Below are 13,450 nucleotides of genomic sequence, written 5' to 3'. Positions count from 1 at the left end.
TAAACTAGCGACAATTTTTTAGCCTGCACTTAAGTGGACTTTTTAGCTTAAGTTTTTTTCAGGAGGACACATGATTACTGCCTACGTCTATAAAAACCGTCAGTTGACGGTGACAGAGATTAACACTCAGGACAGTATTCCGGCGTCGACCATATGGTTGGATCTTTATAAACCTGATGATGCAGAGCGAGAGTGGTTAAGTCATTTTTCAGTTGAAGAAGTGCCAGACGAAGAAGATATCAACGAGATTGAGGCGTCGGCACGTTTTTATCAAAATAGCGACGGGCTGCATATCAATTCCTTATTCCCACAACGGGTGGGGCAAGATGTGCGTGGGGTGAACGTTTCCTTTAACCTGCGTACTAATTTTCTACTGACTATCCGCGAAGAGGATGTCGGACTTATCCGCCTATTACGAAACTATCTGCGGTTAGGTCGGCTAGAAGTATCAACCCCTCAGGAATTGTTTCTCGAACTATTTAATTTAAAAGTGGATTATCTCTCTGACTTGATCGAAGACGTGTATACCGTGCTTGAAAATGTCGGTGAGCAGGTTTTTGACAGTGAAGAGCTTGATGATGTGTTTAAGCTGATCACATTGCAAGAAGACTCCAATGGTAAGATTCGCTTAAGTTTACTCGATACCCAGCGCTCACTACGTTATATGCAGCGATATTACCGCGGGCAATTATCCGATGAACACTTAAAAGACTTACGTGAAATGCTCTCGGACATTGAGTCTTTAATGCCTCACAGCCAGTTTATCTTCGACAAGTTAAACTTCTTGCTGGATGCTGCGATGGGTTTTAGTGGATTACAGCAGAATAAGATCATCAAAATTTTCTCGGTCGCTGCCGTTGTCTTTCTGCCTCCGACACTGATCGCGAGTAGCTACGGAATGAACTTTAATGGTATGCCAGAGCTAGAATGGCAATATGGTTATCCGATGGCGATTCTAATGATGCTTGCGAGCGCTGCGGGGACTTACTTTTTCTTTAAGCGTAAGCATTGGCTGTAATTGGTCAATTTGATTTAATCGCAAAGTATTCGCAAAAAGCCGGAGTTTCTCCGGCTTTTTAATGGGGATTATTTGCGGCTATCGCCACCAAAGTAATAACTGACGCGTTCCCGAGGGTTGAGATATTCGTGAACTTTTTCAGGTAGTGCCGCGGGAGGAAGGCAGCGGACGATACTGATCCCTTCGATTTCAAGATCAACGATAGGCGCTTGATCTTTTGGCACTAATGCATCGTAAACGAGGATTTTAGGGCAAAGTAGCTTTTGCAGATTGACCGACATCACCATCGCGTATTGGCCGCTTGACAATTCCACCACACTTCCGGGGGGATAAATGCCAAGCATCTTGATCATTTTGCCAATATATTCCTGATTTAATTTCGTTTTATATTGTTTATACAAGTGTCCCAACGCGGCGTATGGCATACGAGCTTTACCTTGATTACCTGGGTAACACAGGGAGTCATATTCATTCACCACTGCTAATAGCTGGGACATCTTATCAAGATCCGTTTCCTGCAATCCCTTGGGGTAACCAGTGCCATCAAGAAACTCATGGTGATTGGTGATAGCAGGGAAGGCAGCCTCAGGGAAATTCTCAGCCAGTTTGAGTAAATCAATCCCAAGAAGGGGATGTTGCTTAATAAAATTAAGCTCAGGCGCAGACCAAGGTGTGGTCTTTTTCAAAATCTGCGGTGGCACTTTGAGTTTACCCACATCATGAAATAGCGCACTTAAACCGATTAATTCAATTTCACTTCGGTCCCATTCCATCTCTTTAGCAATCAGCATGGCGAGTATGGCAACGTTTAATGAATGGTAGTAAATACTCTCATCCTGTTTGGCGTCACTCATTAAGTGCAGTACTAGATTATCGGAAGTTAACAGCTGTTCCACCATACTGTGGACTAACACCTTAGCATCATCAACGGCATTCAATGGTCGATTGCGTAGTTTAGAAATCATACTGCGCATCATGGCCACTGAACGGGTGAAGTTTTGTTCCGTTTTATGAATATCTCGGCGGAGTTTTTTCTGGACTTCGATTTGCTCAGCCTTATAGACATCCATATCATTTTTAAGATCGTGCAGTTCTGGACTCGGTGGCAGCTTGATAGGGTTAATGGCCTCAGGATTTAGCGGTGCGGTTTCACTGCGCTCTAAATCGACAATTACGTGTTCAATACCGAGATTTTTAATTAATTCAATTTGCGCAGCCTGTTTTATGTGAAAGCTACTGAATAAAAAAGGATGATCTTTCCAAGCAACGGGTAAACGCACAAAATTACCCACTTGTAATTGATGAATTGATACTTTACAGCTTTTTTTCATATTTTTGTTATCGTGAAGCCAATGGCGTTATTTTATATCAATGGTGCAGCTTTACAATTACTTAACTAACATGTCAGCATAGTAAGATTGGAAAATAACCGAAGCATTGAGCCTATATGGATTTTATCGAAGTATACCCTAATGCGATACCTGAAGACCTATGTGATCGTCTCATTCTTGCGTTCGAAAACCACTCAGGTGTGGTTGATGGGCAAACCGGTAATGGGGTCGATCTTGAAAAAAAGATCAGTCGAGATCTTACACTAGATAATTTCATAGATTTACAGCCACTTAAGAATGAGTTGTTATCTTATACCCTTAAGGGGACCGCTGATTATTTTACTCAATATTCGATGGCGTTGATGGGAGCTGTGGCGGTTTCTGTTAGTGATGAACAAGGTCAAGCTGTGACTCTAACGCCAACGAATTTTGAGCGTCTTGGTAAACCGAGAGCCGAAGCATTGGTCAAATATTTATACCGCAGTGGTAGTATTAATATTCAGAAATATCAAAAGAATAAAGGTGGATATCCCCACTGGCATTCAGAGCAATTTCCTCAGCTTAACCACAACGAGGCCTTACACCGTGTGGTGCTTTACATGTTTTATTTAAATGATGTAGAAGAGGGCGGCGAGACCGAGTTTTATTATCAGCAGCGTAAAATCGCACCTAAAAAAGGCACAATGGTGATTGCGCCAGCAGGTTTTACTCATTCCCATCGTGGCAATATGCCTATCAGTAATGATAAGTACATTGCCACCTCTTGGGTGATGTTTAATCGCGCCGAGCAGCTTTATGCTGTTTATGCATAGGATAGTTAGGTTGGGATGGTAATTCTGAATCGCGCGCCTTCAAGATTGCTTTCTTCAATACTTAGACTTCCGCCATAGCTACTGACAATTTCATCACATACGGCTAAGCCAATCCCTTGTCCTGGCGATTGGCTGTCGGCTCTTACGCCGCGCTGAATAATTTTTTGCCTAAGTTGTTCTTCTACGCCTGGGCCATCATCTTCGACGATCAATTCAAAATCACTCTGCTGATTAAAATGTGCTGTTACCTGTACTTGGCTAATACATAGCCTGAAGGCGTTTTCCATTAAGTTACCGCAGAGTTCCATTAAATCGCCTTTATTACCGGGAAACAATAAATTAGTCGGTATGTTGGCCTTAAATTTCACCTGTTTGTCACGGTAAATTTTAAATAGCATTTGCGCGAGTTGCTCAACAAGTGGGGCAATAGCGGTGTGTTCCTGCTTTAATCCCTGGCGACCTAACATGGCGCGTTTTAGTTGATATTTAACCAGCTGATCCATTTGGCTGATCTGCTCCATGATTTTTTCATTGGCAGATTGCTTTGTCAGACTTGTATCATCGGTAATGGCGTGAACGGCTGCAAGACGAGTTTTTAAGCTGTGCGCCAGATCGTTCATCGCGTTTTGATAGCGTTGTTGTTGGGCGCTCGATTGCTGTAATAGTTGGTTAAGCGCTTGAGTTACGCCTTCAAGCTCAACGGGGTAACCTTCTGAAAGTGACTTAGTCTTACCTTGGTTTATCGACTGCAACTCGTTTTGCATCCTTACGAGTGGACGCATCCCCCAATATGCCGCACTGACCAGCAGAATCAGTGCGAGAGCGAGCACCATGGCCAGACGGATATAGGTGCGTTTACTGAATTTGCTGTATTCCTGCTCGAGCTTAGCTGCATCTTTCATTACAAGCAGGTTGTAATGTACGCCAGCGATTTCTACTGCGAGCAAATACACAAAGTAACCTCTGTCATCGGCCATGGTGAGGTAATAGGGCGGAGAGTCGTTACGGATTTCGTTGAAACGTTCGCAGGTATCGAAGAGGCCACGGTCAACAGCGAGGGATGAGGTCCATACTTGTTTAAACTTCTCATCACAACTTGCGATTACATACCGCTCTTGCTTGTTGTTTTCCTCTAACCAAGCACTGGTATCAGGAATAAGATCATGTTCTCTAAGCTCGGCGGCAACTTGTGGAATTTCGGCGATAAGCTGGGCGGTTTCTTCGTTATAGCTATTTTGCGCATGCAGAATGTTGACCATCCAAGCGAGGCCAAACCCTACTAAGGTGATGATAGATAACGAGGTGAGAAACATCCGGGTAAGCAGACGTTTCTTGAATTTGAGCCTTAGTTGCATGGCAGATTAAATTTATATCCTTGTCCACGGATTGTGGCTATCGGATTATCAATGCCATCGCGGGTGAGTTTTTTACGTAAGCGACTCACCATCACTTCGATAGTATTAGGATCGCCTTCTTTGTCGCCATAAATGACATCTAATAGCCGCTGTTTTGCGACGACTTCATGACAATGGCGCATTAAATATTCGAGGATAAGGTACTCGAAGGCGGTGACTTCCATAATGTCATTGCCTAGCGTTACTTGTTTAGCGGCAAGATCAAGTTTTAACTCACCACTGGTAATGACAGGTTTGACAAAGCCGGCGCTACGTCTGACTAAGGCGTCAAGTCTTGCGACAAGTTCTTCTTTTTGGAAGGGTTTAACTAAATAATCGTCAGCGCCCGCATTGAGGCCTTCAACTTTATCTTGCCAATTCACCCTCGCTGTGAGGATAAGAATGGGGGCTTTAACGCCTTCTTCACGTAATTGTTGGATAAGACTAATACCATCTTGATCGGGTAAACCTAAATCCACAATGGCAACATCTATAGGGTAATTGGTTGCTTGGAAAAAACCTTCTTTGGCAGTGAGGGCCACTTGAACTTGGTTGCCCAAATCGCTTAACTGCACTTTTAGATGATGGGATAAAATAAGATCATCTTCGACAACCAAAATTCTCATAATACTCATGCCTTAACGTCGACTGGACTCAGTGTACGCAAATTATACGTGGGAGCCAAATATTGTCTTATCTTACCCACAAAGAACTTAACCTCGGCTGACCAAGGTTCGTTAGTGGTGAAAATAAGTACTAATCCATTGTCTTTAAAGTCATTATCTTTAATGTATTGTTAATGGCTATTGCCTTTATTTCGCTTTACTCCAGATGCCGTTGCCGCTCCACACTGCTCCTAAACTAAATAGCATTACGCTGCCCATGATGATCGCCAGTCTTAACCAAGGCTCTCCATGAGCGAGCCGTATCTGTACAGCATCGATTGCAGTGGTTCCCCAAACGGTGATAACACTGATAAACAATGCAGCTTGAACTATTCGAATCACAAGTGGTTGTTTAATAAGCAGGAAAAAAGGTGCTATAGCAAAAAGGCTTGTGAATACAAGCTGGTCATACCGTAAAAAATGTGCGCTTAACAGCCAAAAGGCGACAATCATCCAACTCACTCTCCACCACATAATCTTCTCCAACGCCAATATTGATGCAGGCTAATATAGCGATGTTTAAAGGACTATTCTATTTACTTGTTCACAGAATGGTGAGATTGCAGAATAAACAAGCCCAACAATGTTGGGCTTGGGATGATCAACATAAACGATAAATTATAGGGATATTTTTAATCTATTTTATGGACTTGCTCATCAAAGCTTGGGGCAACTTTGCCAGCTTGAGTATTATTAAAGACGGTTTCATTAAATTCGCCTTCTGATTTAGCGATCACGACTGTGGCCACACAATCACCAGTGACGTTTACTGCGGTACGTACCATATCCAGTAGTCGGTCGACACCAATAATTAACGCAATACCTTCAACGGGGAGGCCAACTTGGTTAAGCACCATCGCGAGCATTATGAGGCCAACACCAGGAACGCCTGCAGTACCAATCGAGGCCAGAGTCGCGGTTACAACCACCGCAGCATAATCAGTAAGGGTTAACTCAATGCCAAATACTTGAGCGATAAATACCGTTGCGACACCTTGCATAATAGCCGTGCCATCCATGTTAATGGTGGCACCTAATGGCAGGGTAAAAGAGGCGATTTTATTATCTACACCAAGTCGGTGTTCTGAGGCTTCTATGGTAATAGGTAAGGTAGCGTTAGAGCTGGCGGTGGAAAAGGCAAATAACTGTACATCGCGCATTTTGCGAATAAAGATCAATGGACTTAAACCTGAAAACACCTTAAGTAAAATGGGATATACAATAAAAGCGTGAATAAGCAATACGACGAGTACGACAAAGAAATACTGAACCACGCTGCTGAAAGTTTCTACGCCGAGAGTTAATGCAAGTTTACCCATTAGAGCAAAAACACCGTAAGGCGCAAGCTGCATAATCAGGGTCACTACGCGCATAATCACTTCGTTTAAATCTTCAAACAATACAGCAATACGTTTACCACGCTCGCCAATATGAGCGATAGCAAACCCAAAAATCACTGCAAAAATAATGATTTGCAGCATATTGCCTTCGCTCATGGCTTGCATTGGATTGGTCGGCACTATGCTGATTAATACATCAGCGAGACTAGGCGCTTCTTTTGCAACGTAATGCATTTTCTCTGACGCGAGTGAAGCATTACCCGGGTGGACTATCACTGCACTGATAATAGCTAGTACTAAGGCTATAGCGGTTGTGAATAAATAAAAGGCTAATGTTTTGCCGCCTAATCGCCCTAATTTTGAGGGTTCACTTAAGGAACATGTCCCACAGACTAAGGAAATAAATACAAGTGGAACGACTAACATTTTTAAACTTGAGATGAAAATCGTACCGATAACATGTAAAAAGCCGTTGGTAATATAGTCCTTAATAAATGCACTATCCGGAAAGTAATTACGTAGAAATAGTCCAATTGCAATACCCGTAACCATGCCGATTAAAATTTTACTGGTAAGGCCGAGTTTATGTTGTGATGAGGTTGCCATGGGGGTTCCTGTGTGTTTTTTATACGTTCTAATATTGGCGACGACAAGACTAGCAAGAAAATGCAGAAGTTTAAATGAGTTCTAATGTTAAACTAAGTTCAAAATATGCAAAATAAAATAAGAGAGTAATGGAAAAGTTACGTGAAAATTGTGTAATGTTAGCCTATAACCGTCATTCCGCAGCTAATTCCAGAATTTAAATAGTGTGATCTGGCGATCAGCTTTTCATAAAAACTACGACACCATCTTGACCGCGATCGACAGTTTTGATCTATTACTGCTATTTGACGGTCTCAAAATATGTCTACCCATCCTGTTATCCGACTTTCCGCACCTGATTTAGGAATAAATTTGCCGATACCGTTCGCCTAACACGTCGAGAATGATCTGCTGGTCCACTGTGAGTCCTGTGACTTGAGGTGGCGCCTCTCCCAACTGGTACTCGTGCACCCCGCCAAAGCGTAAAAAAATCCACCGCGCAGTCGGTTTTTGCGTGGGTTTCTTTTTCATGTCCGCCACACTCCGGTTCTGCTCTACTAAGCCCTGCCGGATCCGGTGCTCCAGCGCCGCATAAATCATCAGGCTACAGGTCATCACCATCAGCAACGCTTCGATACGTTCCGGTTTTTTAAGATATAACGAGGAGGTTAAAAATTCGGGACTTTTCAGAAACCTAAAACCACGCTCGACATTCTGCTGGGCTTTATAGGTAGCCAACAGCTCAGCCATGGTGAGCGTTTCACTGTGATCATTGGTCGCGAGGATGAACACCCCTGTCTGGTTGCGCGCCTCAGCCACCCGCGCCAAGCTACTTGCGGCTAACCCCTTGATGTGAAATTGGTAGTTCACCGGCATTTCACCCTTTTGGGGCCTTCCGCGCCCTGCATAGATAGGTTCACTCACGACTTCTGCTTCTAGTTGCAGCAGATTTAAGCTGACAGCAAAACGGGCTAATTCAGCCTGCGCATCGGTCTCGCAGGCAAAACGCTGGGCACATAATTTGTTGAAGGCTTTCAGTTCACGCGTGCTGTCTTTCAGTAGGTTTTTGGCTAATGTTTGCTGCTCACGGTGGCTGGCCTGTTCGCTGCGCACCAGCAACCAACGCTGCGCGACGTCGGCATAATTGGCGCTTTGCCAACAGCCATGATAGCCATTGCCCAGCGCAACCAGCGACTGGGTGCCAATGGTTGCCACGGCTCGCTTGGCTTCATTGAGGGTGACAGGCACACGAGTCACGAACAACTGTTGCTGTTGTGCCAGTAGTTGCAAGGTGTCGGCGCAATACAGCGCCGCATCGCCGACCAGATAACGACTCTCCTGCGCGGCCTTGAGACTGCTCAAGTGGCGCCGTACCGTCTGGGCAAAGGCCTTGGTATCATTAATATTACCACTCAAGGCTTGCATGTAGATGGGCAGGCCGGCCTGATTTTCACAGATAAGCTCCAGGATAACCTGGTTTAGCTCTGGCCGATGGTCGCGGCTATAGCCCCGTACCAATTGCAACTTACCGAGCTGCTCGCCATCGGCTTGGTCATAGGCGCCATCGACGTGGAAGCTGGTGATATCGAGGTGTACTGCAGTACTTTTGAGCCCCAATCGTTCAACGACCTGCTCCGCCATCACCTGATAAAGCGTGCTGACATCGGCCTCAAAGAGGGCATCAAGGCAGCGGCCGAGCACATCATCATTGAGGTCATCGGCACAGATCCCCGGGCCAATCAGGCGTTCTACAGGCTTGTTGGCAAAGAATTGCGGGAACATGTGCAAGGTCGAACTATGAAAGCCAAGACCGTTCAGTATCATCGCCACCAACGCTTCACCATGTGAGACTTTGTAGGGCGGCGTTTTGGGTAGCACCGCATCAATCATGCGAGCAATGCCGAGTTCTTGGCAAAGTGCAGCGACCAAACCAAGGTGGTCGAGGTTACGGATAGAGATAGCGGGAGCGGCCATGATGAATTACCTGCAAAAGAGAGTAATAGATCAGAATGACCGATCGCCGTCAAGTTTTTTAAATCGAAAATTAGGTGCGGAATGACGGGTTATTAAACGCTTAGATCACCTTGGTCTCATTGCCGCCTTTTGTCACGAAATTGGCCTGCCACGGATGATAGATGCCGTTATCCCAAAATATTCTGACCACAATGTTTCTCATGGTGACGCGGTATTGGCCATGCTCCTAAATGGACTTGGCTTTCATAGCAGAACACTGCACATGTTCTCGGACTTTTTTAAGACCAAGCCTGTATCTAAGCTACTCGCCAAAGACATTGAAGCACACCACCTGACTGATGATGTACTAGGCCGCACATTAGATGCTCTATACGAAGCCGATGTCTCAGCGCTCTATCAGGTTATTGCTGAGCGTGTTGTTGATAAACTGGGCTTGACGACCGATTCTGTTCATCTTGATATCACTAGCTTCCACGTTGATGGTGAGTATGCACAAGATGAAAACACCAACGTGATTAAGCTTGTAAGAGGTTATAGTCGGGATCATAGGCCAGAGCTTAACCAAGTCGTGCTTGAACTCATCTGTGAAAACCAAGCAGGTATTCCTGTTTACATGCAAGCACTGAGTGGTAACACCAATGATGCCAAGGCATTCGCTGAAGTCACTAAAAGACACATACATTGCCTAAAAGCCGCGCAAAATAGTCGTTACTTTATCGCTGATGCCGCTTTGTACACCGAAGAAAGCATCTCCTCGCTAGATGAGCAAAATCAAAAATTCATTACCCGTGTCCCCATGACCATCAAGCTCGCAAAACAAGCACTACTTGCGCTAGAGCCAGAGCAATTAAGCACTATCGGTCATGGCTACTCAGGATGTTGGATAGACTCGGATTACGGAAAGGTCAATCAACGTTGGTTGCTCGTTCACAGTGAACAGGCCACCAAGCGGGAAGAAATCACTTTCTTCAAGAACTTAGAGAAAAACATAGCAAAAGAAATCAAAGCGTTGGAAAAGCTAAGTAAAAAACCATTCGCTTGTGAAGTTGACGCAGAATTAGCGTTTAACGATTTCAAGAAACAATGTGACTTACTTGGGTTTGAACAAGGCACTCTCATCAAACAGCCGACTTACTCTCATTCGGGCCGCCCAAAGACAGATGAAGCACCGACAGGATACCAATACTTTATCGAAGCCGCCCCCTTCACCGACCTAGAAAAAGTAAAACTGGCTAAGCTCAAAGTAGGCATGTTTATCCTCGCGACGAATGACACCGACAATGAAGCACTCACCATGGCGGCTCTTCTAGCACATTACAAATCGCAACAAAAAGTCGAGCGCGGCTTCCGTTTTCTAAAAAGCCCTGAGTTTTTAACCTCTTCCATCTTCTTGAAAAAGCCTGAGCGCATTGAAGCGTTGCTAATGATAATGACGTTGAGCTTGCTTGTTTACGCTAGTTTAGAACACAAAATCAGAGAACAACTCGCACAAACCGAAGCGTTCTTCCCAAGTATGGTAAAGAACAAGACGACCTCCAGACCGACGGCACGTTGGGTCTTCTTGCAATTCGAAGGCATAGATACGCTAGAGATTAACGGCCAAAGGTTCATCACTGGACTTCAAGATCACCAAACACAACTACTCAAATTACTCGGTAGATTCTATGAGGTAGTTTATTCCTAAATTAGCTGCGGAATGTCGGCTATAAGTTATAAGCGTCAATCTTAGTATTATCATTAGAATAACAGGGAGCCTGACAATGAAGTCAGCGTATAAGGTTTTTCTCGCAGGACTATGTTCACTTTTTTTGGTTGCATGTGGAGGCGGAGGCAGTATCTCCGATGATGGCTCTGGCACTCCTCCCACTCCCGGTGTTATTACCGTTACGATGGGGATCTCCAATACCAACATTTCAGCAAATACTCCTGCTACTGTTACCGCGAAGGTAGTGGATTCAAAAGTGGGTGCCTTAGCGGGGGAATTGGTCACTTTCAACCTAAGCAATTCAAGTATGGGATCTTTTTTCCCGACTTCGGCCACTGCATTAACAAATAGTGATGGGATTGCCTCTATTATTTTAAATACGGCAACGATTGCTGGTGCAGGGACTGTTACCGGAAAGATTGATACTGGGGAGTCCGGTAAAATTGGTTTTGTCATGGCTGGTGATGGGGGAAATGTTGGGGGAGGGGCTCAAGTTACCTTAAAACTCACTAATACGGCAGGTAATGCAATTGACAGTATTACATCTACGACACCTGGCATTTTAACTGCAACAGTAACTGGATTATCAAAAGCAGCCATTGTTACTTTTGATACAACAATTGGCGATCTACCAGTAAAAACTGCTATTACAGATATCAATGGCAAAGCTAGCGTTAATTTATATGCGGGAAGTCTTCCTGGTGCGGGTACTGCAAAAGCATCGTTGAACACGGGTGAGTTTGGTGAGCAAGTCTTTGTAGTGGGCGCTACCAATGTATTAATGGGAAGTGGCTCGCCCTTCGTGTCAGGCAAAGCAGATGTAAGTGCTACCACATTATCAGCAGGAGGAACTGCAACGATTTCTGTCCTCCTTCAGGATAGTAACGGTAATCCATTTACCGAGCCTGTGGATGTTAAATTTGCTTCAACTTGTTCAAATAAGGCGACACCAGAAGCAGTGTTAAGTACTCCTGTTACCGCTGTCGGCGGCCAAGCAACGAGTACCTATCTCGCAAAAGGATGTGTCGGTGATGATAATATTACTGTTACTGCAGATGTAGGGGGTAAAAACCTTTCCGCTACAGGTATTATTAAAGTGTTGTCAGCAAGTGTAGGTAGTATCGTTTTCGTTGATGCAACACCTCAGAATATTGGTATCAAAGGCACAGGCACTGCAGAATCTGCCACTTTGCGTTTTAGAGTGTTGGATACAAATGGCAATGCTGTAGCGAATAAATCGGTCGATTTTAAGCTTAACAATGATTCTGCTGGATTAAGCTTAACACCTGCAACTGTGACATCGAATAATCAAGGCTACGTACAAACAGTAGTGAATTCTGGTACTGTCGCAACCACGGTGCGTGTGACTGCAACGACTCAAGGGTCCAATGGGGCAATCATTTCAAGCCAATCTAATGTATTAGTCGTTTCAACGGGTAAGCCTGATCAAGACAGCTTTTCACTTTCCGCGTCAGTTTTAAACGTTGAAGGCTGGGATTATGATGGCGCTAAAGTGACTGTAACAGCCCGTTTAGCTGACGCTTTTAACAACCCTGTGCCAGATGGTACTGCTGTAGTGTTCACTGCGGAAGGTGGTTCAATTGAGAGTTCATGCCAAACAAAAAAAGGAGTGTGTTCTGTAGTTTGGACTAGTCAACAACCTCGTCCAGTTGGTGTTGCCGCTAATGGGCCTTTTTTCGATAGCATTGGTAATCGCGTTAAAGATCCTACTGCTTTATTAAAGCAAGAGGTCAATCTCGCTGGTCGAAGCTATTTTGGGAACTATTATGGCCAACCCTATGGTGGACGAGTCACTATTACTGCTACAGCAATTGGTGAAGAGTCTTTCCCTGATCTAAATAGCAACAATATTCTCGATACCGCGAATGAATTTAATTTATTTGTCGGTACCTCAACAAATTGTGGCCGTGATAACAGCGGAGACTGTTATGACTTGACCGAAGCCTACGTTGATCATAACGAAGATGGTATTTATACGCCGAAGTATATGACAGCAAGTACTACGGATACCTCCGGTGCTCGCGAAACCTTCACTGACTTTATTGATCCCGTGAATCCAACAGGACAAGGTGAGTTTAACTTAGCGGATGGAGAGTACAGCGGTGTGTTATGTGACGCTTCAGTTCCAGGGGTAAAATGTAGCCCACAAGCTTCAATTTCGGTTCGGCGCTCGCTTGTTCTTGTAATGTCAAGCAGTGAGGCTTACGCAACCAGTCTTGGAAATGTTGTGATTACTGATAATGTTGCAGGTAACAACCAAATTGATATCGGACTAAAAGGTAGCGCATCTGTTGTGTTTACTATAGCTGATATTAATAATCAGCAAATGCCTGCTGGAACAGTGGTTAACTTTAAAGCTACAGGCGCTACTGTCACGAGTTCAGGTAGTTATACTTGGCCAAGTACAAATTATAATGGTGGTAGACAGTTTGTTGTAAGCTTAAAAGGTGGCGATCAGCCCGACTCTGGTAATTTAATTGTCACAGTTACAACGCCAGGCTTAAGTGATGTTGGACTCGTAGGGACGGCATCTGAGGTGCTTAATATTCCCATCGTGGTTAAATAAGAACTAAAAAAATAAGGTGCCGATGGCACCTTATTTTTT

General features: G+C 44.4%; 10 protein-coding genes. 4 read left to right on the top strand and 6 right to left on the bottom strand.

Annotated elements, in window-relative coordinates; all coding sequences use genetic code 11:
- Window positions 1–70: 70 nt before the first annotated feature.
- Complete coding sequence (gene corA, locus FJD32_RS13565) at window positions 71–1,018, top strand: magnesium/cobalt transporter CorA (RefSeq protein WP_037417441.1); 948 nt, start codon at window positions 71–73, stop codon at window positions 1,016–1,018.
- A 68-nt stretch (window positions 1,019–1,086) separates the two neighbouring features.
- Here the strand turns inward: corA and FJD32_RS13560 are convergent, their stop codons facing one another.
- The gene (locus tag FJD32_RS13560; RefSeq protein ID WP_037417439.1) at window positions 1,087–2,349 is read right to left on the bottom strand and encodes a DUF3391 domain-containing protein; all 1,263 of its coding nucleotides are present in this window, start codon (window positions 2,347–2,349) and stop codon (window positions 1,087–1,089) included.
- 116 nt (window positions 2,350–2,465) lie between these two features.
- On the opposite strand from FJD32_RS13560, the gene FJD32_RS13555 reads away from it, so the two are divergent.
- Window positions 2,466–3,161, top strand: a complete 696-nt coding sequence (locus FJD32_RS13555) for a 2OG-Fe(II) oxygenase (protein ID WP_037417437.1) — start codon at window positions 2,466–2,468, stop codon at window positions 3,159–3,161.
- A 5-nt stretch (window positions 3,162–3,166) separates the two neighbouring features.
- Here the strand turns inward: FJD32_RS13555 and FJD32_RS13550 are convergent, their stop codons facing one another.
- From FJD32_RS13550 to FJD32_RS13530, 5 genes are all read right to left on the bottom strand, one after another.
- On the bottom strand, window positions 3,167–4,516 hold the full coding sequence (locus FJD32_RS13550; RefSeq protein ID WP_037425600.1) for a sensor histidine kinase: 1,350 nt from the start codon (window positions 4,514–4,516) through the stop codon (window positions 3,167–3,169).
- The gene (locus tag FJD32_RS13545; protein WP_011072043.1) at window positions 4,507–5,181 is read right to left on the bottom strand and encodes a response regulator; all 675 of its coding nucleotides are present in this window, start codon (window positions 5,179–5,181) and stop codon (window positions 4,507–4,509) included. The genes FJD32_RS13550 and FJD32_RS13545 overlap by 10 nt, the downstream gene beginning before the upstream one ends.
- A 186-nt stretch (window positions 5,182–5,367) precedes the next feature.
- Complete coding sequence (locus FJD32_RS13540; protein ID WP_037425597.1) at window positions 5,368–5,694, bottom strand: hypothetical protein; 327 nt, start codon at window positions 5,692–5,694, stop codon at window positions 5,368–5,370.
- A gap of 158 nt (window positions 5,695–5,852) precedes the next feature.
- The gene (locus FJD32_RS13535) at window positions 5,853–7,166 is read right to left on the bottom strand and encodes a dicarboxylate/amino acid:cation symporter (protein ID WP_037417427.1); all 1,314 of its coding nucleotides are present in this window, start codon (window positions 7,164–7,166) and stop codon (window positions 5,853–5,855) included.
- A 339-nt stretch (window positions 7,167–7,505) separates the two neighbouring features.
- Window positions 7,506–9,119, bottom strand: a complete 1,614-nt coding sequence (locus tag FJD32_RS13530; protein WP_011715680.1) for an IS1634-like element ISShes12 family transposase — start codon at window positions 9,117–9,119, stop codon at window positions 7,506–7,508.
- 91 nt (window positions 9,120–9,210) lie between these two features.
- Here FJD32_RS13530 and FJD32_RS13525 point away from each other — a divergent pair, with 91 nt between their 5' ends.
- Complete coding sequence (locus FJD32_RS13525; RefSeq protein WP_205403057.1) at window positions 9,211–10,803, top strand: IS1634-like element ISSpu7 family transposase; 1,593 nt, start codon at window positions 9,211–9,213, stop codon at window positions 10,801–10,803.
- 76 nt (window positions 10,804–10,879) lie between these two features.
- Window positions 10,880–13,411: a hypothetical protein gene (locus FJD32_RS13520; protein WP_037425594.1), complete on the top strand. Its 2,532-nt coding sequence runs from the start codon at window positions 10,880–10,882 to the stop codon at window positions 13,409–13,411.
- Window positions 13,412–13,450: the final 39 nt, after the last annotated feature.

Source organism: Shewanella sp. LC6, from assembly GCF_006385735.2.
Classification (GTDB): Bacteria; Pseudomonadota; Gammaproteobacteria; order Enterobacterales; family Shewanellaceae; genus Shewanella; species Shewanella xiamenensis.
Note: the sequence above shows the minus strand (reverse complement) of the source record. Positions and strands in the feature narration are given on the sequence as shown.